General features: G+C 33.6%; 22 protein-coding genes, 1 other RNA gene and 1 pseudogene. 4 read left to right on the forward strand and 20 right to left on the reverse strand.

Annotated features, from left to right (window positions below; genetic code table 11):
- Nucleotides 1–138: 138 nt before the first annotated feature.
- The 3 genes from rpoN to THYS13_RS04965 all read right to left on the reverse strand — a co-directional run bounded on the left by rpoN (nucleotide 139) and on the right by THYS13_RS04965 (nucleotide 2,727).
- Nucleotides 139–1,503: an RNA polymerase factor sigma-54 gene (gene rpoN, locus THYS13_RS04955; protein WP_042833408.1), complete on the reverse strand. Its 1,365-nt coding sequence runs from the start codon at nucleotides 1,501–1,503 to the stop codon at nucleotides 139–141.
- Nucleotides 1,504–1,614: 111 nt separating this feature from the next.
- The gene (locus tag THYS13_RS04960; protein ID WP_042833410.1) at nucleotides 1,615–1,887 is read right to left on the reverse strand and encodes an acylphosphatase; all 273 of its coding nucleotides are present in this window, start codon (nucleotides 1,885–1,887) and stop codon (nucleotides 1,615–1,617) included.
- 15 nt (nucleotides 1,888–1,902) lie between these two features.
- Nucleotides 1,903–2,727, reverse strand: coding sequence for a Cof-type HAD-IIB family hydrolase (locus tag THYS13_RS04965; protein WP_042833411.1), 825 nt, complete (start codon nucleotides 2,725–2,727; stop codon nucleotides 1,903–1,905).
- Nucleotides 2,728–2,899: 172 nt separating this feature from the next.
- Between THYS13_RS04965 and THYS13_RS04970 the strand changes: the two genes are divergently transcribed.
- Entirely contained in the window at nucleotides 2,900–3,322 is a 423-nt protein-coding gene (locus THYS13_RS04970; protein WP_029688630.1) for a Fur family transcriptional regulator, read from the forward strand.
- Between the two features lie 50 nt (nucleotides 3,323–3,372).
- Here the strand turns inward: THYS13_RS04970 and THYS13_RS04975 are convergent, their stop codons facing one another.
- The 11 genes from THYS13_RS04975 to ssrS all read right to left on the reverse strand — a co-directional run bounded on the left by THYS13_RS04975 (nucleotide 3,373) and on the right by ssrS (nucleotide 16,129).
- On the reverse strand, nucleotides 3,373–4,845 hold the full coding sequence (locus tag THYS13_RS04975) for a VanW family protein (RefSeq protein WP_042833412.1): 1,473 nt from the start codon (nucleotides 4,843–4,845) through the stop codon (nucleotides 3,373–3,375).
- Nucleotides 4,846–4,944: 99 nt separating this feature from the next.
- Complete coding sequence (gene nth / locus THYS13_RS04980; RefSeq protein ID WP_042833414.1) at nucleotides 4,945–5,589, reverse strand: endonuclease III; 645 nt, start codon at nucleotides 5,587–5,589, stop codon at nucleotides 4,945–4,947.
- Nucleotides 5,590–5,594: 5 nt separating this feature from the next.
- Nucleotides 5,595–6,719, reverse strand: coding sequence for a tRNA epoxyqueuosine(34) reductase QueG (gene queG, locus THYS13_RS04985; RefSeq protein ID WP_042833415.1), 1,125 nt, complete (start codon nucleotides 6,717–6,719; stop codon nucleotides 5,595–5,597).
- Nucleotides 6,719–9,079, reverse strand: a complete 2,361-nt coding sequence (locus THYS13_RS04990) for a Lon protease family protein (RefSeq protein WP_042833416.1) — start codon at nucleotides 9,077–9,079, stop codon at nucleotides 6,719–6,721. Before THYS13_RS04990 ends, queG begins: the two co-directional genes overlap by 1 nt.
- A gap of 151 nt (nucleotides 9,080–9,230) precedes the next feature.
- Entirely contained in the window at nucleotides 9,231–10,643 is a 1,413-nt protein-coding gene (ltrA, locus tag THYS13_RS04995) for a group II intron reverse transcriptase/maturase (protein WP_042833417.1), read from the reverse strand.
- 454 nt (nucleotides 10,644–11,097) lie between these two features.
- Nucleotides 11,098–11,325: an alpha/beta-type small acid-soluble spore protein gene (locus tag THYS13_RS05000; RefSeq protein WP_042833418.1), complete on the reverse strand. Its 228-nt coding sequence runs from the start codon at nucleotides 11,323–11,325 to the stop codon at nucleotides 11,098–11,100.
- Between the two features lie 83 nt (nucleotides 11,326–11,408).
- Nucleotides 11,409–11,597: a ferredoxin gene (locus THYS13_RS05005; RefSeq protein WP_028992657.1), complete on the reverse strand. Its 189-nt coding sequence runs from the start codon at nucleotides 11,595–11,597 to the stop codon at nucleotides 11,409–11,411.
- Nucleotides 11,598–11,719: 122 nt separating this feature from the next.
- Entirely contained in the window at nucleotides 11,720–12,376 is a 657-nt protein-coding gene (locus THYS13_RS05010) for an iron-dependent repressor (RefSeq protein ID WP_042833419.1), read from the reverse strand.
- Between the two features lie 69 nt (nucleotides 12,377–12,445).
- Entirely contained in the window at nucleotides 12,446–13,786 is a 1,341-nt protein-coding gene (locus THYS13_RS05015) for a radical SAM protein (protein ID WP_042833420.1), read from the reverse strand.
- A gap of 446 nt (nucleotides 13,787–14,232) precedes the next feature.
- Entirely contained in the window at nucleotides 14,233–15,876 is a 1,644-nt protein-coding gene (locus tag THYS13_RS05020; RefSeq protein WP_042833421.1) for a nucleoside kinase, read from the reverse strand.
- A gap of 75 nt (nucleotides 15,877–15,951) precedes the next feature.
- A non-coding RNA gene (ssrS, locus tag THYS13_RS05025) (6S RNA) lies at nucleotides 15,952–16,129 on the reverse strand.
- A 125-nt stretch (nucleotides 16,130–16,254) separates the two neighbouring features.
- On the opposite strand from ssrS, the gene THYS13_RS05030 reads away from it, so the two are divergent.
- Complete coding sequence (locus THYS13_RS05030; RefSeq protein ID WP_042833422.1) at nucleotides 16,255–17,151, forward strand: radical SAM protein; 897 nt, start codon at nucleotides 16,255–16,257, stop codon at nucleotides 17,149–17,151.
- Here THYS13_RS05030 and THYS13_RS05035 read toward each other — a convergent pair.
- Nucleotides 17,143–18,000, reverse strand: a complete 858-nt coding sequence (locus tag THYS13_RS05035) for an RluA family pseudouridine synthase (RefSeq protein ID WP_042833423.1) — start codon at nucleotides 17,998–18,000, stop codon at nucleotides 17,143–17,145. The genes THYS13_RS05030 and THYS13_RS05035 overlap by 9 nt on opposite strands.
- A gap of 90 nt (nucleotides 18,001–18,090) precedes the next feature.
- On the opposite strand from THYS13_RS05035, the gene THYS13_RS05040 reads away from it, so the two are divergent.
- Nucleotides 18,091–18,555 (forward strand): NUDIX domain-containing protein, encoded by a 465-nt coding sequence (locus tag THYS13_RS05040; protein WP_042833424.1) that lies wholly within the window; start codon nucleotides 18,091–18,093, stop codon nucleotides 18,553–18,555.
- On the opposite strand, the pseudogene THYS13_RS14890 reads toward THYS13_RS05040, so the two are convergent.
- Nucleotides 18,544–18,740, reverse strand: a pseudogene (locus tag THYS13_RS14890) (YgiT-type zinc finger protein). The gene THYS13_RS05040 and the pseudogene THYS13_RS14890 sit on opposite strands and share 12 nt — an antisense overlap.
- 239 nt (nucleotides 18,741–18,979) lie before the next feature.
- Here THYS13_RS14890 and pckA point away from each other — a divergent pair.
- Nucleotides 18,980–20,545 carry a phosphoenolpyruvate carboxykinase (ATP) gene (gene pckA / locus THYS13_RS05050; protein WP_042833425.1) on the forward strand — a complete coding sequence of 522 codons (1,566 nt, stop codon included), beginning with the start codon at nucleotides 18,980–18,982 and terminating at the stop codon, nucleotides 20,543–20,545.
- Between the two features lie 275 nt (nucleotides 20,546–20,820).
- On the opposite strand, the gene THYS13_RS05055 is transcribed toward pckA, so the two are convergent.
- From THYS13_RS05055 to THYS13_RS14125, 4 genes are read right to left on the reverse strand one after another with little or no spacing between them, the layout of a single operon-like run.
- Nucleotides 20,821–22,152: a replication-associated recombination protein A gene (locus tag THYS13_RS05055; protein WP_042833426.1), complete on the reverse strand. Its 1,332-nt coding sequence runs from the start codon at nucleotides 22,150–22,152 to the stop codon at nucleotides 20,821–20,823.
- Between the two features lie 13 nt (nucleotides 22,153–22,165).
- Nucleotides 22,166–22,531, reverse strand: a complete 366-nt coding sequence (locus tag THYS13_RS05060; RefSeq protein ID WP_042833427.1) for an HIRAN domain-containing protein — start codon at nucleotides 22,529–22,531, stop codon at nucleotides 22,166–22,168.
- Nucleotides 22,532–22,579: 48 nt separating this feature from the next.
- The gene (locus THYS13_RS05065; protein WP_042833428.1) at nucleotides 22,580–23,188 is read right to left on the reverse strand and encodes a glycerol-3-phosphate acyltransferase; all 609 of its coding nucleotides are present in this window, start codon (nucleotides 23,186–23,188) and stop codon (nucleotides 22,580–22,582) included.
- A 39-nt stretch (nucleotides 23,189–23,227) separates the two neighbouring features.
- Nucleotides 23,228–23,398 (reverse strand): hypothetical protein, encoded by a 171-nt coding sequence (locus THYS13_RS14125; protein WP_201035675.1) that lies wholly within the window; start codon nucleotides 23,396–23,398, stop codon nucleotides 23,228–23,230.
- Nucleotides 23,399–23,415 lie beyond the last annotated feature (17 nt).

A 23,415-nucleotide genomic window follows, 5' to 3' on the forward strand; every position in this document is an offset into this window, starting at 1 on the left:
GTCATTTCCCTCTTCAGGACGGTTAAAGTCCCGTTATTCTATAAATGTCCCACATCTCATAAAAAAGTATTTACATTAACTATTTTATACTATTAATAAAGCTTTTTCAATAGCCTAAATGGGCATTTAAATGCCCATTTAATATCTTCTTCTTTTGATAGTAGAAGGAATATTGCATTCCTCTCTATATTTTGCCACTGTCCTTCTTGAAATATTAATATTTTTTTCTTTTAAAATATCAGCTATTTTTTGGTCACTTAGAGGATTTGCGGGATCCTCTTCTTCAATCAATTTTTTTATAAGGTTTTTAATAGTTTCAGCAGAAAATTGATTACCATTTGTATTGGAAATACCAGATTGGAAAAAGAATTTTATCTCGAAAAGTCCTCGAGGAGTTGCAACATATTTGCCGTTTATAGCTCTGCTGACGGTAGACTCGTGAATACCTACAATATCAGCAATTTGTTTTTGGGTCATAGGCTTTAAGTAATTAATACCTTTATCAAGAAAATCCCTTTGTAACTCCACTATAGCTTTAACTACTTTATACAAAGTTTCTTTTCTGCTTTCTAAACTCTTTATAAGCCACATAGCTGATTGCAGTTTTGAATTTATATATTTTTTAGCTTCTTCATCATGGCTGTTCAAAATAGAATGATAGTAATTATTAATCTTGAGCTTAGGAGTAACTGAATCGTTTACTATAACAAAATATTCACCATCTCTTTTTACTACTTCCACATCTGGTACAATATATCTAACATCTGCTATAGAAGAAAAGCTACTTCCTGGTTTAGGATTGAGTTTTTTTATAAAATCTACAGCTTGTTGCACTTCTTTTAGGGAAATATTGTACAACTTTGCTAAATATGAATACTTCCCTTCTGCAATTTCCTCAAGATGATAGTCTACCAATTTTTTTATAATGCCTTTGTAACTATCTTGAGCTAAAAGTTGAAGTTTTAAACATTCTTGCAAATTACGCGCTGCAATTCCTGGTGGGTCAAAAGATTGAACTATAGATAATCCTTCTAATACCTCTTCTTCAGTACATTCCAGAATTTCCGCAATATCTTTTATATCCTCTCTCAAATAACCACTCGGACTTAGACTAAATATTATATATTCACATATTTTTTGTATTTTAGGAGAAACAGGTGTTATATGAAGTTGAAACAAAAGGTGGTCAGTCAAAGAAGGCTTTGTGGACACAAAATTTTCATAATTAACTTCTTCTATTTCTTCATCATCGGAATCATCATAATACATTCTCTCTTCTGTTTCTCGTATATATTTAGACAACTCATACAAGTCATATTCATATGCACTCTCATCTTCATCTGTTTCTTCTTTTTCAAGAAGAGGATTAGTCTCTAATTCTTGCTCTATAAGAGTACTAAGTTCTAAGGAATTTAACTGCAAAATCTCAATAGCCTGTTTGAGTTCAGGAGTCATTATAAGTTTTTGAGTTTGTTGAAGTTTCAGGTCGAATTCCATCCTCATATTCATGCACCCTCAATCGTTATTAATAAGTTAACTCATTAAAATAATTAAACTATTTTTTAATTATTATATCACATTTAAACGTTTTATTAAATAAAAAAAGAAGAGCAACTAATAAATACGGAAATCCCGATACTCCCCTTTGTAATCCGACCATCTTTCTTCTACATTATCTACTATCGCCCATCTCAAACCTGTTCTAATAAAATTTATCAATTCTTTAATACTTTCCTCTTCCCCTTCTGCAACAACTTCTACACTGCCATCGTAAAGATTTTCCGCATAACCTTTAATTCCCAAAGAAATTGCCTTTTGATACACAGAATACCTCAGCCCCACCCCTTGCACATGTCCGGTTATGCGCAAATGTATCGTTTTTTTCATAGAAATACTCCTTTCTTATAATTGTAATATAAATTTATCAATAACGTACTTTACACCGTCTTCCATATTAGATTTCGTTATAAAGTCTGCCACTTTTTTGACCTCATCAATAGCATTTTCAACTGCCACACCTAAACCTGCAAATTTGATCATTTCTATATCATTTTCACTATCTCCTATTGCTATTATTTCTTCTCTTTCTATTCCCAAATAACCTCCTAGAATTTTAAGGGCTCTTCCTTTGCTGACTCCTTTATTGACAATTTCAATATTGTCCATATAAGAACTGGTTATCTGTATTGAGGCATTCTTTGACAATTCCTCCCTTATGCTTTTTAATACTTCAACATCATCGTTAAAAACTATGATTTTTAAAATACTATCTTTTAATTTGTCCAACTCTTTTAACGGTTCCTTTATTTCTTGGACATTCACTTTTAACTCTGTTTTAAATAACTCATTCCATTCGGCATACCTTTGAAATTTATTTGTTATCTCCGGAGAAAAAACAGTTTTGTCACTTATAAGCTGAAAATATGTATTGTACTTTTGGCATACTTTTATAATTTCCACCATGCTGTCATAGTTTAGAAGACTTTCATAAATAGTATTATTATCAGGGTCCCTTATCAAAGCACCATTACTTGCAATTATGTAAGTTCTAAAACCAATCATATCTGCGTAGGCATACGCGGAAGCAAAAACCCTTCCTGTAGATATCACTACATATACTCCTTTCCCCCGAGCTTTATGTAATGCTTCTATATTCTCTTTAGATATGGTTTTATCATGTCTTAGAAGAGTATCATCCATATCAATGGCAATTAATTTGTATTGCATTCCTTTCAACTCCTTAATTTATTGTGTTCAATTATATTATACATTATATCACTGTAAATTGCCATATCGTCGATTTGTTCAAAAATAATTGACATTATTAATGAATAGAGATATAATTAAGACACAAAATATTAAAAGAAAAATATTATCTTTTGTGAAATGGAGTGATATAATGGAGGAAGCTGCTGCCCTCTTAAAACAAAAAGGGCTTAAAGTAACACCTCAAAGATTAGCAATACTTAATCTGCTTAGAAACACAAAAGAACATCCTACAGCAGAAACTATATACAAAAAGCTTGCCTCTGATTTTCCCACAATGAGCTTAGCGACTGTATACAAAACATTGGAAGTTCTGAAAAACATGGGATTAATACAAGAATTGAATGTAGGGGAAGGTAGCTTTAGATACGATGCTAACACCAATTCTCATCCCCATGTGGTCTGTATAAGTTGTGGTAAAGTAGAAGACCTTGATGAATCCCTTCTAAAAGACGTTTTAGAGGAAGTTAGTCAGCATACTGACTACAAACTTGTAGAACAAAAGCTCTATTTCTACGGTTATTGTCCGGCTTGCCAGCATAAACTTAATAATTAAATATCACCTCCCATTTTTTATTGATGCAGAAAATGGGAGGTGATATTATGTTATGGTGAAAAAGCTTCTTCTGGATTACCCTGTGGTGGTTCTGGATTAATTTGAGCATTATTTTCCTTTTCTGTATTAGGTAACTCTTGAAATTTTGAATTTTCTACCTTTTTAGTTCCTCTTTTAATTACTCCATCTACTGGCTTATATACATCTGTATATAAAAACTCCCTTTTAACTAATTTGTTATTTTCATAAATCAAACGATATGTATTGACTTTATAACCGGCATGAGGCTCTATTTCTACAACTTCTTCTCCTTGAGGTAGTGTGGGGTCATCTATATATTTTATTTTAGGATCATATTTTTCAACAACCTCTGACTGAATATCTACCCATTTTGAAGGATTTTTCACATAGCCATATATGTTCATTACTAATTTGTTGCCTTCTATGTAGGATTCAATATATATAGGATATTGAGTAGAATTTTTAAATTTTAAATCTAAAGCATCTCCAGAAATAGTAGCATCTTGTCCTGGTGGTACATAGGCTACTGGAAAGCTGTGATGGTATCTTTCAGTAATTGCTATATCTGCCCGTAAAATTGCATTATACAAGGTTGTAGCAATTTGGCATACTCCTCCTCCTATATCCGGTACCAGTTTATTATCTATTATTACAGGAGCTTCTTTGTAACCGTTTTGTATTATTCTCGGTCCTAAAGTTTTATTAAGAGAAAATGTCTCACCCGGCATAAGCAAGGTATCATTTACGGCTCTTGCCGCCACTAGTATATTCTCTGAACGGTTTGTATCTTGAAGATTAAATACGGTAGAAAAAGTAGAAATTCGTCCATTAATCATTTCTAACATTGATTTTGAAATCTTTGCTTCAACTTTCTCCACTACAATCTCTACTTCTGTCTTTTCTGTCTTTCCTTTTACTAATTCATCTATAAGCTGCTTTAGATTTTTTAAAGTTTTCTCTTTATCAACTTTTACACCCTCTACATCTGGCGTAATTTGTCTTACTCCTCTTATAATTTTTATTTTCGCATTAACTGGCTCTTTATCAACCTCTTGAGAAATTTTATCAACAAACTCTTTTAATTTATTTCCATCGTACTTGGGATAAAAGCTAAAATGCTTTCCCTCTTTTTCTGTTATATAAATTTCTCTCATTCTTGCAATAGGGTTTCCTTCTCTACCTATTTTGTAAGCTTGCTCCACCATTTCTTGATAGTTATAAGATAAATTTATATCTTCTGATGTGATAACAAAATCTTTGTCTTGATACTTAGCTGTAATGGAAAAAGAAGGAAGTTTTATCTTGTTTTTAAGAAAATCTGCTGCTTCCTCTTTTGTCATTCCTCCTATGCTTATACCGTTTACAAAAATTCCCTTGGCAATAACCTTAGAATTAAGTATTAAATAAAAATATGTAAAAGAAAATGATAAAAAAGCCAAAAGCAATAAAATAATTGCAATATAAAAGTAATTATTTTTTTTAGTACCACCCTTTGCTTGCATTTTCTTCTCTCCTATTCCTTTTCTTACATTTACAATAGTATGATATTATAACTAGCTCTATAATACAATTAATAATTTCTTAAAAAAGTTACGAAAATATTAATTTTTTCTTTCTTTTTTAAAATATAAACACAGATAATTTACAGGGCACTCATCACATTTAGGCTTTCGCGCCGTACATAAATTTCTTCCGTGATGTATTAAAAGATGATGAGACAAAGACCATAAGTTTTCTGGTATTAATTCCATAAGCTGTTTCTCGGTTGTAAAAACATCTTTACTGTCCGCCAGACCTATGCGATTGGACACTCTGAAAACGTGAGTATCCACTGCTATAGCCTGTTTGGAAAAAGCATTGCTTAAAACTACATTGGCAGTCTTTCTCCCCACACCCGGCAATGTCATCAATTCCTCTAAAGTTTCAGGCACTTTGCTATCGTATTTCTCCTTTAAAATTTTACATGTCTCTAATATACTTTTTGATTTACTCCTATACAAGCCACATTCCCTTATTTCTTCTTGAAGCTCTTCAGGAGTAAGCTTTAAAAAATCCTCCGGCGTTTTATACTTTTTAAAAAGCCTGTCAGTAATTATATTCACTCTTTTGTCTGTACACTGCGCTGACAAAATTGTGGCAATTAAAAGCTCAAACGGATTAGTAAATTTAAGCCCTGACTTAGCATTAGAATAAGTGTTTTTTAGTATTTCTATGACTTTTAAGGCTTCTTCCTTTGTTATTTGCAATTTCCTCACCCTTTTAACCTATTTATCGCTTTTGTCATCATTTCTTTAGCAAATTCATCTTTTTCTTCAATTAAAGCCTCTTTTATTTCAACCACGACTTCTTTATTTTTGTCACACAAATGAGAAAGAGCCCATGCACCATATCCTCTCAAAAGAGGACTTTGTGACTTTAACAAGTTTTTTATAGGCTCTATACAACTTTTCCCCTTTGTATTGACACAAGCAATTATAGCATTTCTTATTATAATGCTTTTTCCCCTCCAAGAGGAAGAAGTTGGTCCAAAAATTTCTGCAAACTCCTTTTTTGACATATTTAAAATTTCTATTAAGTCATGCCTTGGCAGTAACTTATCCGGTAAAAATTCTGGCCTTACTACCTTTTTTGCTCTTTTATTAAAAGGACACACTTGCTGGCAAGTATCACAGCCATATATTCTTCTACCCATTTTCTTAGACATTTTTTCTTCTATTTTGCCTTTTTTGACTGTGATATATGACAAACATTTATTAGCATTTATTATATAAGGTTCAACTATAGCATTTGTAGGACAAGCTTTTATACACAAATTACAATCCCCACATTTAGTTTTTTGCGGTGCATCCGGCTCAAAATATTTGTTTATGAGTATTTCTCCTAAAAAAATATATGAACCATATTCATCGTTTATTATAAGTCCATTTTTCCCAAACCACCCTATCCCTGCATGGTAGGCAATTTCTCTTTCTAAAAGCGGGTTATTGTCCACTAAACATACTGTTTTTACTTCTTGGCATTTTGATTTGATAAATTTAGAAAGTTTTTCCATCTTCTCTTTTAAAACTTTATGATAATCTATTCCCCAACTGCTTCTTGAAACTATACCAAAGCTTCTACTATAATATTTAACCTCATATTCTACATTATATGACAAAGCTATGGCTATAATGGATTTCACTTCAGGCAAAATAAATTCGGGAGAGATTCTTTTTTGTATATCTCTCTCCTCAATAGAACAACTATAGCCTAAATTTTTCCTTTCTTTTAGAAAATTATCATATTCTTTCAAACAATCAGGACTTGCAAAACCTACTAAGTCAATGCCAATTTGTTGCGCAAATTTTTTTATCTCTTCCTTAGTTACACAATCCACTATTTATCCCCTTTATCTTCTTTTTTATTAGACAATAATCCATAATAATATTTAAGCTTTCTATAAACTTTATCGTAAATTTCTTCAAAGCTTTTTCCTGTTAAAATTTCTATCCCTTCTTCAATTGTTTTTACACTGTAGATGTGGAAAAGCCCTTCTTTAACTGCTTCTATAACTTCTTCTGTCAAAACCAAATTATTGACATTTTGATGAGGAATTATTACTCCTTGCTCCCCTGTCAAACCTTTTTCTTTACAGACCTTGTAAAATCCCTCTATTTTATGGGTCACTCCTCCCACCGGTTGTATCTCCCCAAATTGATTGACTGACCCTGTTACGGCAATTCCCTGTTTTATAGGAATTTCTGCAAGGCTAGAAAGGAGTGCATACAGCTCTGTACTGGAAGCACTATCTCCCTCTACTCCTTCATAAGACTGCTCAAAAACAACTCTAGCAGAAAGAGTCAAAGGAAAATCTTTTGCAAATTTACTCCCTAAATAACCTGTCAATATCATAACTCCCTTGTCGTGTATTCTACCGCTCATTTTTGACTCTCTTTCAATATTTACTACCCCTTCTTCTCCAGGATAAGTAGTAACAGTTATTTTAGAAGGTTTGCCAAATTCATAATCCCCAAGGTTTATAACCGCAAGACCATTTACTACCCCTATTTTTTCTCCTTCCACATCTATGAGGTAAATACCACTTCTAAATAGTTCCAAAAACTTTTCTTCTAATTTATTTATCCTCTTAATTTTTCCCTCTATAGCTTTCTTCACATGCTTTTCCGTTACAACAGAACTGCCTTCTATATTTGCCCACGCATCGGCTTCATATAAAACCTCAACTATCTCATTAAACTTAGTAGTTAATTTCTTTTGATCTTCAGAGAGTCTGGTGCTATACTCTATAACCTTTGCTACGCCCGTTTTGTCAAAAGGTTTTAAACCATCCTCTATGCAATGAGTTTTTATAAAAGAAGCCATGTTTTTTATGTTTTCTTCATTTAGTTCCATTTCTTCATTAAAATCCACTTTCACTTTAAACAATTTGCTGAAGTCTTCATCATAATTGTAAAGCAAATAATAAATATAAGGTGTGCCTATTAAGACAACTTTTACGTCTAATTTTATAGGTTCTGGTTTCAACGAAGAAATTGATAAAAAACCGTACTGTGAAGAAATATTTTCAATTATAATTTTTTCCGTCTTTAAAGACCTTTTTAAAGCATCCCAAGCGTAAGGATAAGATAACAAATCTTTTGCTTGCAAAATTAAATAACCGCCATTTGCTCTATGTAATGCTCCAGCTTTTATTTTAGTAAAGTCCGTTGTAGCAATTCCAAAGTCACTTTCATATTCTATACTTCCTGTTATGTTATTATAATTAGGATTATACTCAAACACAACTGGAGCACCGTCAGTATTGCTATTGTCTACAAACAAATTAACCATATACTTTTTTAAAAAGACTTTTTCTTTCCTCATCAAAAAAGGAAATGGCATATCTTCTCCATCAGTACTCTTAAAGCTTTCAATATTTTCTAAGATGTCTTTTTTGACGCTTTCTAAATACTTAAGCACATTTTCACTGACTTTATATCTTCCCTTTAAATCCTCAATTAAATGACCTACAGCAAAAAGACCTATATCATTGTCCAAATTTTTAAGTTCATCCCTTGCTTGTTTGTCAATAGATTGTACTTCCTTCCATATCTGCATGGCCTTTACTTCAAATTCTGCAGCTCTTTTTTCAATTTCTTTTCTTGTTTCTTCATCTAATTGTTGAAACTCTTCTTGACTTATTTGCCTTCCTTCTATAACAGGAATACTTATAATGCCTGTGCGAGTATCTCTTAAGACAAATCCAAAACTTTTTGCAAGCGTATTTAATTCTTCTACTAATTGATTTTTCTTTTCTTGATATTTTTTTATTATTTCACTCTTTTGCAGATCGTAAGAATCCGACTCAAAGGCTTTGGGTATCTCTCTCTGTAACTGTTCTACAAAATCTTCCATATCTTTTTTAAATTGCTTGCCCATTCCAGCTGGTAACTCTATCGCTATTGGTTGGGCAGGTTTTTCAAAATTATATACATAAACCCAGTCTTTTGGCCTTTCTTCCCTTTTTGCAATCTCCTTTATGTAACTAGAAGCAAAACTAGTTTTACCAGTTCCTGTTATTCCAGTTATAAATATGTTGTAGCCTTTTTGCTTTATTTTAATTCCAAATTCCATTGCTTCTTTAGCTCTGTTTTGTCCGATTATTCCTTCTAACGGGGGAATTTCTTCTGTATTCTCAAATTCAAAAATATTAGGATCAATGTACCTTTTCAATTGGTCAAAAGTTAATTTTTCCATAACAACACCACCTATCCTTTTTAATAATAATTATTCGCCAACAAATCAATTTTTCCTCTTTTTACACAAAGAATCGAGTAGGAGCTGAATAATTATTTTATTCAGCGTCCTCTCACACCACCGTACGTACCGTTCGGTATACGGCGGTTCATTAGGAATTGTGTACAATTAGATATCTTTGGGATAAACTCTTATAACCTATGCTCTCAAAGTATTTACTTGTAAGAGTCTTATTTAGGATTGGGCTATTGGATATTCTCCAGTAGCCTTTCCTTGTATTGGCGTATTCCCAGGCTTTTTGTTCTTCTACTCCTAGTTTTACTAAGTTATCATGCTTCGTTTTTATCTTCTTCCATTGTTTCCATATACATGCCCTCAGTCTTCGCCTTATCCATTCGTCAAGGGTTTTCATTATGCTTTTCGCGTCTGCTAATCCAAAATAGTTGACCCATCCTGTTGTTATTTGATTTAGTCTTTTTATTCTGTTTTCCATGCTTATTCCCTTGTTCCGATTGGTTATTTCTCTTACTTTTCCCTTAAACCTTTTGATGGATTTTTCATGGATTCTTATTCTTACTTCGTTTTCTTTTGTATAGAATGAAAATCCAAGAAATTTTCTTCTCCATGGTCTATCTACAGCACTTTTTGCTTCGTTGACTTTTAGTTTTAATTTGCTTTCTATGAATTTCTTTATGCTCTTCATTACTCTGTTTCCTGCAGACCTGCTTTTTACATATATGTTGCAGTCATCTGCATATCGGCAGAATTTATGCCCTCGTTTCTCAAGTTCTTTGTCTAGTTCGTCCAACATTATGTTTGCTAATAGGGGACTTAATGGCCCTCCTTGGGGTGTCCCTTCTTCTGTTGATACTTTGATTCCGTTTATCATTACTCCTGATTCTAGGTATCTTCGTATTAACTTTAGTACTCTTTTGTCCCCTATCCGCTTTTCTAGTTTGGACATTATTATGTCGTGGTTTACTCTGTCAAAGAATTTTTCTAAGTCCATATCTACAACCCATGTGTATCCTTCATTTATGTATGCTTCTGCGGCTTTTATTGCGTCTTTTGCACTGCGTCCTGGTCTGAATCCATAACTGCTATCTGAAAATGTATGGTTGTAGACTTTATTTAGTATTTGGGCTATTGCTTGTTGTATTAGTCTGTCTAGTACTGTAGGTATTCCTAGTAGTCTTACTCCTCCATCTGGTTTGGGAATTTCTACTCTTCGCACTGGTTGTGGTTTGTATTTCCCTTCCAGCAGTTGTTGTTTTATGGTTGACCAGTTTTCTTTGAGATACGGTAGAAGTTCATCTACTTCCATCCCATCGACTCCATGGCTTCCTTTATTTGCAACAACGCGCTTGTATGCTGCTTCCATGTTTCCTCGTTCTACTATCATTTCAAGCATCTTGCTGGTATATCTTTGTACTTCGTTTCTTCCATCTTCCGACGCCGATGATATACTATGCACTTCCGTTGTCTTTTGAAATTCCATTTCTCTATTCAACGGATAGCCTCTTTGTTGAGTTGTCTGCAATCTTCGCATATCTTTCGAGTCCATAAGATTTTCAAAACCTCCTAACGTTCGGCCCTTCCTTATCTATTCATGTCTAGATAAGTACTATGACCTCTGCTGACTTCTCAAGGTTCAGCCATACATCACTGCATGGGTTGTCACTTCAGATTTTACTTCCACGACTTATCCTTGAGACCTCCCCGGGTAAGAACGATAACTTTCATCTCATATATCTGCCAGATTTACTGTATGGGATTCGGGTAGTGTTGGACTTCGTTTTGTTACGCAAACTCATCCATCCCAATTCAGCCTCTTATCTGGTTCTTGTTCATCAGACCGAGATTTTGCCTTAAGCTTCCTTCAGATTCCACCTCACGATGGACACCCTTGCTCTTGGCTAGTGGTTCCCACTACCAAGCCCACAGCGGACTTTCACCGCCTAGTTATCGCCCATGCCGGGCGCACATAAATTTTGGCTGAAGGATAGTCCTCCAGCCAATTAATCTCCTTTATCAATTTTTCCGTCTCTTTCATCCATCTCTTTTTCTGCAAATTTTATCATTTTCTTTACCATGTTTCCTCCTATTTTACCTACTTCCCTTGTAGTCATGTTTTCCCATCCGCGTTTTTCAATATCGTCATCTAAATTAAGGTCTTCAGCAACTTCTTGCTTCAAAGAATCTAACTCATCCTCAGCTTTAGGGTATAGCTTTTTTCTTTTCCCCATAAAGACCCTCCATACTTCGTTTTATCAATATTTTCCCCTAAAGCTTCTCTAAAAATGTATGAAAAAACCCGGAAAAATCCGGGTTATTCTTCTTTTATTGCCTCTGTCGGGCAAGAGCTCATTGCATCTTGCACACAGTCTTCTAAATCAGCTGGAACTTCCTCTACAATTACATGGGATTTTCCTTCATCATTCCAGTCAAAAACATCTGGGCACATGTCTATACAAACCCCACAAGCTATGCATTCGTCTTGGTCAACATAAACTTTCATACCCTTACCTCCTAATCTTTTTATGTAAAATTTTACACCTACATTATATCATTAACCTTCCCTTGCTTCAATAGTTTTTAACTTTCTTTTTGAAAATATACAAAAAAATAAGGCTTAGAGCCTTATGCAATCGCAAGAAGTTCTCTTAACAGGTTATTGAGTAAATTGACATCTTGCGAATTCAGTTTATTTAAATTGATATAAAATTTTTGAATGTTTTCAGCCAATTTTTTGTCTATATCGCTCTTTATTTTAGTGTACAGCAAAACACCTAATACTGCTCCTACAAATAAAACTAAAGAAGAAGTAGGATTAACAGAGACAAGTAAATTTTCTATACTATCTACGGAAAGGCCTCCTGCCATCCTAAGTTTTAGCAAAAATGCAGTAATAGCATATGCACAAAATTCTATAGGCTTACTAGCCTGAAACATCTCATTTAATATTTCCTCAAGAGAATTAGGCTTACTATTTTTTACTTTTTTGACCAAAGTATCCCTTAGGAAATTCCATTCATCTTTATTGGCTTTTTTAAATATTTCATAAGCTTTTTCTGTTGGCAAAAATCTCAAAGTAGACCTCCCTTGGCTTTTTTCCTCTCCAAGGTAATACTCCGTCTTGACAAAATCACCTTTCTCTAATTCCTTTAAAATATCATATGCCGTCCATTTGCTAATTTTCATTGCCTGCGCCACATCCGTATAGTGAACAGCTTCACCTTTCACATCATAAAGTTCAGTCAGTGTTTTTAAAAATTCTACTCTCCTATTTGTCAGCATTTCAACACCCCATTAAGTAGTACTATTAAGTAATACTAACTAAATTTATAGGGGATTTTCGTATTTATGTCAAGCCTCTTTTTTTATTTCCACTTTTTTCTCCCAAATTTCGTCGGCTACTTTACCCCAATTGTCAGCAACTATCCTTAAATCATCATAGAGGTTCTCTATATGAGCAGCTGGACTTGCTTCTGTGTGTTTAGCACCTGATTCTCTTACTATTTCTAAAAGTTTTTCTGGATTATCAATAAGAGGACATGGTCTTAGATGATCTAGATTAAATGGCTGCCTTTTTCTATAGCTTTTCATAATAGGTGACTGTAATGCTTCTAATAAACTTACTTCATTTATATTTACATTAGAATAATGGATAAAAGCACAAGGCTCAACTTCTCCTGCTGCATTTATGTGCAAATACCTCCTTCCTCCTGCAATACATCCTCCACTGTATTCGCCATCATTCCAGAAATCAATTGCAAAAAGTTCCTTTCTAGCCCTTATATAATTTATCCTCTCGTACATGTATTTTCTTTGCTCAGGTGTTACCATGAAACTTATATCAGGGTCTCTACCTATAGGAATATAAGTAAAATACCAAGCAAAAGCTGCTCCTTTATCTATCATCATATCTACAAATTCATCACTAGAAATTTCCTCCACATTTGTTCTCGTATATGTAGCTGAATAGCCAAACAATACTCCATTTTCTCTCATCAAATCCATTGCTCTCATAATTTTATCAAAAGTACCTTCTCCCCGTATTGCATCGTTACTTTCTTTGAAACCATTAATACTTACTGCAAAAGTAATATTGCCTACTCTTTTAACTTCTTTTATCATATCTTCGTCGATTAAAGTACCATTGGTAAACAAGTGGAATACTTGATTTTTATGTCTTTCAGCAAGCTTTATAATATCTTTCATTCTGACAGTAGGCTCTCCGCCAGATAGTACTATAAAATATATGCCTAACTCTTCCGCTTCTGTGCATATTCTATCCATTACTTCAAAGGAGAGATTGTGAGGCTTGTACTGTCCTGCCCAACAACCAACGCATCTTAGATTACAAGCCTCTGTTGGATCCATTAAAATTGCCCATGGAATGTTAATATCTAATTTGTTTTCTAATTCTTTTTGTTTTGGAATTCCTTTCAAGCTAGCATTTATAAAGAAATTAACACCTAAAGTTTTTATAATGTTTTTGTCAGTTCTTTTTAAAAGTTTAATTGCATATTTGTACCAATTGCTGTCTTTGTCATCTAAAAATCTCTTCACAGTTTCTATTTGCTGTTTATGATCGGGGATTATTGCAATTCTTGACAGAAGATTAGCTATTTTGTCTAAATTTTTTTCCGGGTCTTTCTCTACATAGTTAATAACAGCACTGACAAGCGGGTCAATCACATTCATCATAACTCCTCCTCTACTTTATTTTTTATCCCAAAACATCAAACTAACCAAAAAAACCAAAATTCCATTTCAAGAACATTATACCACCTTAAAAATAATATTTCAACCATATCTACTTTATTTTATGCGTATTTCTCTTCTTTTATTTATCTAATTGCATATATTCTCCAAAAATCCCTATTATTTTTTAAGTTTTTTGACTTTCAGAAATAAAATATTTTGCAATCGGTATGACTTGTGACAAAGCGGCCCGGCACTCAAGTAAGAAAGTTTATAAAACAAAAATAGAAAAAACAAGCATGCTTACTTGAGTGCCGGGAAACTTAGCAAGACCGAGGGTAGAGGCAGGGCCGAAGCCATGGATAGCGGAGGCGGGCACTAAGACAAGTTTTAAAAATTTTTAACTTTGTCAAAAAACTAAGGGAATCCATTGAGGATTCCCAAACTTAAACATCAAGGCAACTTCCGCCTATAAATTCTCTTATAATAGAATTAGGTGGTATTGCTAATTCATCTTCTAATGGAAGGAAATAGCTTAAAAACTCTAATATTTCTTTAGCGATAGAATAAGCAGAATCGTCACGAGAAACTTTCTTAAGTAATGGCTCTGCATATTTTTTTAATATAGGTAACTCATAAGGCAAAAAAGAATTAAACATGACATCTGCTTGCTCTTGATAAGGGAAAATCCATTTTTCTTCTCCTCTTCTGACCATAGGCCACATGTTTATAGTCTCTGCCGCATCGCTAGAACGGAATTGGCTATCTCTCACTATACGTCGTATCAACCTTGTTTGAGTAGTAGGTATCCTGTTGTGCTCGTCAAGATTTAATTGCGTGATAGCACTTACATATATTTTGTATTTATTGTCTTTAGGTATTTGCAATGTCAATTTTTCGTTTAATCCATGTATACCTTCCATCAAAATAATTTGGTTTTTATCAAGTTTTACTTTTCTTCCTTCTGGCTCTCTTTCCCCTGTTTTAAAGTTAAAAATAGGAATTTCTACTTCTTCACCTTGTATAAGTTTTATCAAATGCTCATTGAAAAGTGGCAAATCTAGTGCATCGATTGATTCAAAGTCGTAATTTCCAAATTCATCTTTTGGAGTAAGTTCTCTTGGCACAAAATAATTGTCTAATGATATTGGAAAAGGTCTCAACCCATTTACTCTCAGTTGAACGCTTAATCTATGAATAAAAGAAGTTTTGCCTGAAGAAGAAGGACCTGCAATTAAAACTACTTTTATCATTTTGTTTGAAGCTATATAATCTGCAATTTTGGATATTTTTTTCTCATGAAAGGCTTCAGAAACCAATATTAAATCTCTACCCTTGCCTTGCTTTATCATGTCGTTCAAAGAAGAAACATAACTTATATTTAAAATACTTGCCCAATCTTCTGCCTCTTTAAAAATTGAAGCAAGTTTTGGAACATCTACAAATACAGGTAATGAACGAGGATTATATACATCTGGAGCAATTAAAATGACACCCGGGAAATAAAATCGTATATCAAATACTTTTAAATAACCTGTAGAAGGTACACAAGGGCTGTAGAAAAAATCTACTGTGCCATCACAATAATAAACAGGAACCTTCTCTTTGTCAGTATCTTTAAACAATCTTACTTTCTCAGTCAGTCCTTCCTTTTCAAATAATTTTATTGCCTCTTCTTTAGGCAACATTTTTCTTTCTATTTTGAAATCTTTTTCTATTATTTCTTCCATCCGCTTTTTAATCATCGAAACAATTTTATTATTTAAAGAGTAACCATGTATTTCACAGTATAGTCCCTTACCTAGTGAGTGTTCTATAGTTACAGTAGCGCCGGGAAGTAGCTCTTTTACAGCTTTAATAAAAACAAATGTTAAACTTCTTCTGTAAATCCTCGTACCTTCCTCAATCGTTGTATCTACAAATTCAACTGTGCTATCCTTCGAAACTGTGCAATTTAAATCTTTTAGCTCATTATCCACTTTTGCAGCTACTATTATCCCATTGTAAAGATGCTCAAAATCTTTAGCAATATCCTCTAATTTTGTCCCTTCTGGGTATTCATAAATATTACCCGCAATAGCAATTTTCATAAATATCACCTCAACATGATTATACACTATCATAACAAAAAATTAAAAGTCCTTCCTTTCGGAAGGACTTTTAATTTTTGTCCCATGAAGCCGTAAGGCTATGTTTTCATACCCGCTCTCGCAGGGGGGTACCCTGTCATCAGCTTCTGAAGTCCTGTCTTAGCAGGCATTTCTTCCACTGATGAACCCGGATTCCCGAAAAAGGTGCGTTGGTTGAAAACAAATTAGCCTAATACAAACTTCCCAGGATTGCTTTTGTTTTTCGTTTTCAATTATAGTTTACGACAAATACTTTTTAATTTCAAGTGTAAAATGTGGAAAATACAAGTTTTATATAAAAAAATAAAGAGTGATATAATATTGAATGGAGGGAATAGTATGGAATCAATAATAAAATGTAATATATGTCCAAGAAACTGCAAAGTAGACAGGTCGAAGTCAAAGGGATTCTGTAACATGCCTCGGCAGGTAAAAGTAGCAAAAGCATACTTACATCATTGGGAAGAGCCTTTTATAAGTGGAACAAGAGGCTCTGGAACAGTTTTTTTTAGTGGTTGTAACCTAAAGTGTGTCTTTTGTCAAAATTACGAAATAAGTCAATACCAATTTGGTAAGTTTATATCTGTTGAGGAGTTGGCTCAAATTTTCTTAAACTTGCAAAATCAGGGAGCTCATAACATAAACCTCGTTACTCCTACAATCCATGTCTTCTCAATAAAAGAGGCAATTTTATTAGCAAAAAATCAAAGGCTTCAAATACCTATAGTATATAATACAAATGCCTATGAAAATGTAGAAACTTTAAAGATGTTGGAAGGACTAATTGACATATATCTTCCCGACCTTAAGTATTACGATGACGCTCTTGCAAAAAAGTACTCCAAAGCTCCTAATTATTTTGAGCATGCAACAAAAGCAATATTAGAAATGTACAGACAGGTAGGAATACCTCAATTTGATGAAGAAGGAATACTAAAAAAAGGCTTAGTGATAAGACATCTCATAATGCCGGGATACGTAGAAGACACTAAAAAAATTCTCTTGTGGATTAAAGAAAACCTACCAAAAGAAATATATGTAAGCTTAATGAGTCAATACACCCCTTATTATCAAGCTCAAAAGTATCCAGAAATAAATAGAAAAATCACTTCTCAAGAATATGATGAAGCTATAGATTTTTTCTTTGAGATAGGCCTTGAAAATGGCTTAATTCAAGAAATAGAAAGCGCCAGTGAAGATTTCATCCCTAATTTTGATTTGGAAGGATTAGAATAATTTTAGTAAATTTTGTATATCTTGTGGCAAAGGCGAATAAACAGAAATGCTTTTTTCTCTTAAAGGATGTACAAAAGTGAGTCTATATGCATGCAATGCTTGCCTTTTAATATAATCATCAGAAGAGCCGTACAATGTATCTCCTACAATAGGATAGCCAGTATGGCTCAAATGTACTCTTATTTGATGAGTTCTTCCTGTTTCAATTTTTACCTTTAAAAGAGAAAATCTTTCACTGCTTTTTATCACTTTGTAATTGGTTATAGCTCTATCTCCTTCCTCGGATACCATTCTTTCAATGCCACTTTGTGGCTTTCTCGATATAGGAAGGTCAATTCGCCCTTCCCCTTCCATTTTTCCTTCTACTACTGCAAAATAAAGTTTACTCATAGGCTTTACAATTTGAAGATAATACTGCATAAAAGGACGTTTAGCAAATACAACCAATCCAGACGTACCCTTATCTAAGCGATTAACAGGTCGAATTAAAGCTTTTATTCCTTTATCTTTAAAATACCACGCTACCCCATTTGCAAGAGTACCACTTTGATACCTTTTTGTTGGATGCACAACTACTCCAGCTGGTTTATCAACTATTAAAACATCCTCATCCTCATAATATATATCCAAACCCATTTTTTCCGGGACAATATCAGAATCTACCTCGGGAAGGATTAAATCAATCACATCTCCCGGTTGTAAAATTTTTTGTACATTTTCTTTTACGCCATTTACTAATATTTCTCCTTGCCACTTATAAATTCTAATAAGTCTTTTAGAAAAACCTTTGTTCCTCAAAAAATTTTCTAATATAATATCCTTTTCATTTTCTCCAACAACTAATCTCATCTTATTATCACCATTCTCTAATTTATTTTAATGCAATAAATTTATGTGGTATAATCAATTTATAAATAAACTACAGCGGCTGGTGATTTTATGAAACAAATAATTGTAGGAGTAGGCGGCATAGTCATAAAAGATAACAGAGTTTTATTGGTAAGGCATACTTATGGTCAATTTAAAGGCAAATGGATAATACCCGGCGGTCATGTAGAGGCCGGTGAAAACATAGACGATGCAGTTTTAAGAGAAATAAAAGAAGAAACCTCGATAGAAACCCATGTAAAAAATATCGTTTCTATAAGAAGTATACTTTTGCCAGATGGCAATTCGGAAATATACATTGTTTTTCTTTTGGACTACGTTTCAGGTAGACCTACTCCCGATGGAATAGAAAATGACGCTACAGCTTTTTTTGACATAGATAAAGTGATAGATGATGAAAATGTAGTGTACCTTTCTCGCTATTTAATCAAAAAGGTATTGACGCACAATTATAATAAATTATCCCCCGACCCTTTTTATCCTTTTAGCAATTTTAATTATAAACTATTTTGTTGAAATGTATTCGTATTTATCTTTATTTTTAAAAGCCTCATCAAGCACTTCCGTATCATAATAAACTGCACCACATTTTTGACAAACATATGCCGGCACATCTTTAATATTATAGTCCCTTTTCCCCTTACCAACTTATATTCTACATTTTGTATCTCTATTTTGCCACCACAAAAGCACTTTTCCATTAGTTTCATTCCTTGTCACGTTGATTTCAGTTGATAAGGACTTTTTTCTATTATATCATAAATTTCGACATAAATCCCTTAAGTTTTAGCCAAAAATTTCGTACCACTTGAAAAAATATTTGAACCATGTTAGAATTTTATTGTAAATGTTAATTTTAAACTTTATAAGATATTTTTTGCAATTTTTAATAATACAGCTTGCAAAAACGTCTTCAGAATATCAAAAAGGAGGCCTTTTAATGTATAACCTTGAAAAAATAAATATAATCAATGTTAAAAACGTTTACCGCAATCTTTCCGTTTCTAAATTAGTTGAAGAAGCTATAAAAAGAGGAGAGGGAGTACTTACAAACAACGGCGCTTTTAATGTCTATACTGGTAAATACACAGGACGTTCTCCTAATGACAAATTTATTGTCGATGAACCAGAAGTTCATGAATATATATGGTGGGAAAACAATACACCTATATCTATAGATAAATTTGAAAGGTTGTACAACCGTTTAACTGCCTATCTACAAAATCGTGACCTTTTTGTATTTGATGGATTTGTAGGAGCTGACCCCGAATATAGAATTCCTATAAGAGTCATAACAGAATATGCGTATCAGAGTTTACTGGCACGCCAACTATTCATTCGTCCTAATGAAGAAGAACTTAAAAACCACGTCCCAGAATACACGCTAATTGCTGCACCTAAGTTTAACTCTATACCTGAATTAGACGGTGTAAATTCTGAAGCTTTTATCATATTAAGTTTCACTAAAAAACTAATTATAATCGGTGGCTCTCAGTATGGAGGAGAAATCAAAAAGTCAATCTTTACTCTCATGAACTATCTGATGCCAAAACGCGGCGTGTTATCAATGCATTGTTCTTCCAATATGGGCAAAGATGGAGACACCGCCCTCTTTTTCGGCTTATCAGGGACGGGAAAAACTACCCTCTCTGCAGACCCTCAGAGGTTTTTAATTGGAGATGATGAACATGGATGGTCAGACAAAGGCATCTTCAATTTTGAAGGAGGATGTTATGCTAAATGCATAAATCTATCAAAAGAAAAAGAACCTCAAATTTGGAATGCTATAAAGTTTGGTACCGTACTTGAAAACGTTGTATATGATGAAAATACAAGAGAGCTCAACTATAGCAGTGATAAAATTACAGAAAATACAAGAGCAGCCTACCCCATTGACTTTATACCTGGTGCCATTCCTGGGGGAATGGGAGGACATCCAAAAGCAATTATATTTTTAACAGCAGACGCTTTTGGAGTTTTACCGCCGATTACTAAACTTACAAAAGAACAAGCCATGTATTACTTTCTATCCGGTTACACTAGCAAATTGGCTGGCACAGAAAGGGGAATCAGAGAACCTCAAGCTACTTTTTCTACTTGCTTTGGAGCACCATTTTTACCTTTAAAGCCAATGGTCTATGCAAAAATGTTAGGAGAAAAAATTGAAAAACACAATGCAAAAGTCTATTTAGTAAATACTGGATGGTCTGGTGGACCTTATGGGATTGGAAGCCGCATTAATTTGGCTTATACAAGAGCTATGGTGACAGCTGCATTAAATAGCTCACTGGATGGCGTAGAATTTGTAAAAGATCCTATCTTCAATTTAAACATACCTACCTCTTGTGCAGGAGTACCTTCAGAAATTTTGAATCCCAAAAATACATGGGCTGACAAAGAAGCATATGAAAAAGCAGCAAAAAATTTGGCACTTAGATTTGCAGAAAACTTTAAAAAATACAAAGATGTAACTGATGATATTAAAAAATCAGGTCCAAATATTTAAAAGCATAAAGTCTCCTTGCAGTGGGTATTGCCAGGAGACTTTTATAATTTGTAGCCATTATTTTATGTTTTTCATATTATAAAGTAGAAGTCAACCTAAAAAGGAGGTAAGTTTATGCCTGACAAACACAAACATCATGAAAATCAATGGATTTGGATCATAATCATCATTTTGATAATTTTGCTATTTGTACCTGGCATCATTATATGGGAAGAACCTAAAAACGCTGTTTAATAAAAAGGGGCAACTGCCCCTTTTTATTAAATAGCTCAAAATTATTTTCCTTTCTTTTTTAAGTTGGTGATTTGCTCTAATCTCCTTTGTATGTCCTTCTCAAAACCAGAATCTGTCGGTACATAGTATTTCCTGTCTTTAAGATTATCCGGTAGACATTGCATATCAGTTATTTTATCTTCAAAGTCGTGTGCATACTTATATCCTTTCCCATACCCTAATTCTTTCATAAGTTTTGTAGGAGCATTTCTTAAATGCATAGGAACACTTTCAGCAATTGTCTCTTCTGCATCTTTTTTAGCTTTATTATATGCCATGTATACCGCATTAGATTTAGGAGCTAACGCTAAATATATTGCCACCTGTGCCAGATTTACACTACATTCAGGCATTCCAATATAATGGCAAGCATTATATGCTGCAACAGCCATTTCAAGAGCTTGAGGATCTGCAAGCCCAATATCTTCAGAGGCAAAGCGTATCATCCTCCTTGCGACATAGAGAGGATCTTCTCCCGCTTCTAACATCCTTGCAAGCCAATATACTGCCGCATCCCAATCGCTATTTCTTAAAGATTTGTGAAAAGCGGATATTAAATTATAGTGCTCTTCCCCTTGTTTGTCATATAGCAGAGTCTTTTTCTGCATTGCATCAGCTAATATATCATCTGTGACAACTCTTTTCCCTTCAATTACCTCTGCTGCCATAACTGCAATCTCCAATGTATTTAAAGCAACTCTCGCATCTCCATTTGCAAAAAGTCCAATCTTTTTAAGCTGTTCTTCTGTTATACCAATTTTGTACATACCCAATCCATTTTGTTCATCTTTTAACGCTCTTTTAAGCAGTATAAGTAAATCTTCTTCTGTAAGAGGCTTCATAACAAAAACTCTAGAACGAGACAAAAGAGCTGAGTTCACCTCAAAAGAGGGATTTTCTGTAGTTGCACCAATTAATATTATATTCCCCTTTTCCACATGAGGCAAAAAAGCATCCTGCTGAGCTTTATTAAAACGATGAATTTCATCAATAAATACAACAGTTCTAATTCCATGCATAGCATCCAATTCAGCTTTTGCCATTATCTCCTTTATCTCTTTGATACCTGATAAAACAGCACTAAAGGTGACAAATTTAGAATTTGTCATATTGGCTATAATCATAGCAAGGGTAGTTTTACCTACCCCTGGCGGCCCCCACAAAATCATTGAAGTAATGTTGTCCTTTTCAATCAATTCCCTAAGTAATTTCCCTTTACCTAAAAGATGTTCTTGACCTACAAATTCATCTAAAGTTTTGGGTCTCATCCTGTCGGCCAAAGGTTTATTTTTCCTCACTTCATTATCAAATATAGATGATTGTTTGTATTCCATATTTTCTCACCATTTAAGTTTTATTTTTGTACTTTTTCTTTCTTTTTTCTTTTAGTCGGAACTTTATAGTAACTTTTATAAAGTCCTCTTCTAAAAATTCTGCAATGGCAAAGTCTTTTGTTACAAATTTTATCATAGCAAAAGCGGAATTTTCAAATTTATCATAAATTCGACCTGCACTATAACATCCTCTTGGAACAGTTCCAACACTATTAGCTACATATCCTACTTGCCCTAATGGCGCAAGGGTAACAGCTATTGCTTCATCATCATAGTCATTGTCTAAATCCTTTTCTAATCTTACAATCGTGCCTGGTTTCAAAACTTTTGTACCGTAATAATGTTGACATCCGGTTATTGCAATATAAATGGATTCCACTTCATACACTCCCAACTGATTTTAATTAAAGTATCAAAATATACATCACTATTTTACCATTTTTGCCTTTAAAACAACATTCATATCCTTCTTTCTTTTATATAAAAGCACAACAAAGTTGAGCATCCATAGTAAAAGTAAGTAACTTTCAACACTACTCAAAAATAACAGCCCACCTAGAATGCCAAAACCTACAAGGTCTAATACAGCATCTATTTCAGGTATAGAAGGTTTCCCTTTATTATACATTCTCTCCACTAATTTTAAAATTCCAAGGATAACAGCGTACATAAAGGAAGCTTTAAAACGGGTAATTGCACTCCACACTCCAAAAGTAGTAGCTAATGCTTTACCCCCTTTAAATTTCAAAAATGGGGAAAAAGCGTGCCCCAAAATAGGTGCTATTGCCACAATTACAATGGCATTTCCTGTAACATATTCTTTTCCAAGGAAATACACAAGTGGAAAGTAACCTTTCATGAAATCAAAAGTAGCACCGATAACCCCCATTTTAAAGCCAGCCGCATGGCCAAGATTAAAAGCTCCAGGATTTCCATCCCGTATTTCCTCTAATCTTTTACCTACCATACGACCTATCCAATAGGAAAACATCAAAGAGCCACAACCGAACTCTATAATACTAAGTAAAATAATCATACATTATTCCTTCTTCCTACACTAAAAGCCATAAAACTATTAAAAAACAGTTTCAAATTTCAAAGTGTTTGCACTCAAAATTGCTCCTTTGCTAAATCCATGTATTTCACTTATAATTCCATAAGGATACATCCTAAAAGAGACAAGGTCATATTTCTTTGGTTTCATCATATCACACAAAAAAATGATTATCAACATCTCTATCTCCATTTTATCCGTCCTCTAAT

The sequence above is a fragment of the Thermoanaerobacter sp. YS13 genome, assembly GCF_000806225.2.
Classification (GTDB): domain Bacteria; phylum Bacillota; class Thermoanaerobacteria; order Thermoanaerobacterales; family Thermoanaerobacteraceae; genus Thermoanaerobacter; species Thermoanaerobacter uzonensis.

Bases quoted from the DNA above. Each gene is read 5' to 3' on its own strand.
- rpoN (WP_042833408.1), bottom strand. From the start codon at position 1,503: ATGAGGATGGAATTCGACCTGAAACTTCAACAAACTCAAAAACTTATA.
- THYS13_RS04960 (WP_042833410.1), bottom strand. From the start codon at position 1,887: ATGAAAAAAACGATACATTTGCGCATAACCGGACATGTGCAAGGGGTG.
- THYS13_RS04965 (WP_042833411.1), bottom strand. From the start codon at position 2,727: ATGCAATACAAATTAATTGCCATTGATATGGATGATACTCTTCTAAGA.
- THYS13_RS04970 (WP_029688630.1), top strand. From the start codon at position 2,900: ATGGAGGAAGCTGCTGCCCTCTTAAAACAAAAAGGGCTTAAAGTAACA.
- THYS13_RS04975 (WP_042833412.1), bottom strand. From the start codon at position 4,845: ATGCAAGCAAAGGGTGGTACTAAAAAAAATAATTACTTTTATATTGCA.
- THYS13_RS04990 (WP_042833416.1), bottom strand. From the start codon at position 9,079: ATGGAAAAATTAACTTTTGACCAATTGAAAAGGTACATTGATCCTAAT.
- ltrA (WP_042833417.1), bottom strand. From the start codon at position 10,643: ATGGACTCGAAAGATATGCGAAGATTGCAGACAACTCAACAAAGAGGC.
- THYS13_RS05000 (WP_042833418.1), bottom strand. From the start codon at position 11,325: ATGGGGAAAAGAAAAAAGCTATACCCTAAAGCTGAGGATGAGTTAGAT.
- THYS13_RS05005 (WP_028992657.1), bottom strand. From the start codon at position 11,597: ATGAAAGTTTATGTTGACCAAGACGAATGCATAGCTTGTGGGGTTTGT.
- THYS13_RS05010 (WP_042833419.1), bottom strand. From the start codon at position 12,376: ATGCTGACAAATAGGAGAGTAGAATTTTTAAAAACACTGACTGAACTT.
- THYS13_RS05015 (WP_042833420.1), bottom strand. From the start codon at position 13,786: ATGAATGTGATTGACCCGCTTGTCAGTGCTGTTATTAACTATGTAGAG.
- THYS13_RS05020 (WP_042833421.1), bottom strand. From the start codon at position 15,876: ATGAAAATTGCTATTGCGGGTAATATTTATGAATACCCAGAAGGGACA.
- THYS13_RS05030 (WP_042833422.1), top strand. From the start codon at position 16,255: ATGGAATCAATAATAAAATGTAATATATGTCCAAGAAACTGCAAAGTA.
- THYS13_RS05035 (WP_042833423.1), bottom strand. From the start codon at position 18,000: ATGAGATTAGTTGTTGGAGAAAATGAAAAGGATATTATATTAGAAAAT.
- THYS13_RS05040 (WP_042833424.1), top strand. From the start codon at position 18,091: ATGAAACAAATAATTGTAGGAGTAGGCGGCATAGTCATAAAAGATAAC.
- pckA (WP_042833425.1), top strand. From the start codon at position 18,980: ATGTATAACCTTGAAAAAATAAATATAATCAATGTTAAAAACGTTTAC.
- THYS13_RS05055 (WP_042833426.1), bottom strand. From the start codon at position 22,152: ATGGAATACAAACAATCATCTATATTTGATAATGAAGTGAGGAAAAAT.
- THYS13_RS05065 (WP_042833428.1), bottom strand. From the start codon at position 23,188: ATGATTATTTTACTTAGTATTATAGAGTTCGGTTGTGGCTCTTTGATG.
- THYS13_RS14125 (WP_201035675.1), bottom strand. From the start codon at position 23,398: ATGGAGATAGAGATGTTGATAATCATTTTTTTGTGTGATATGATGAAA.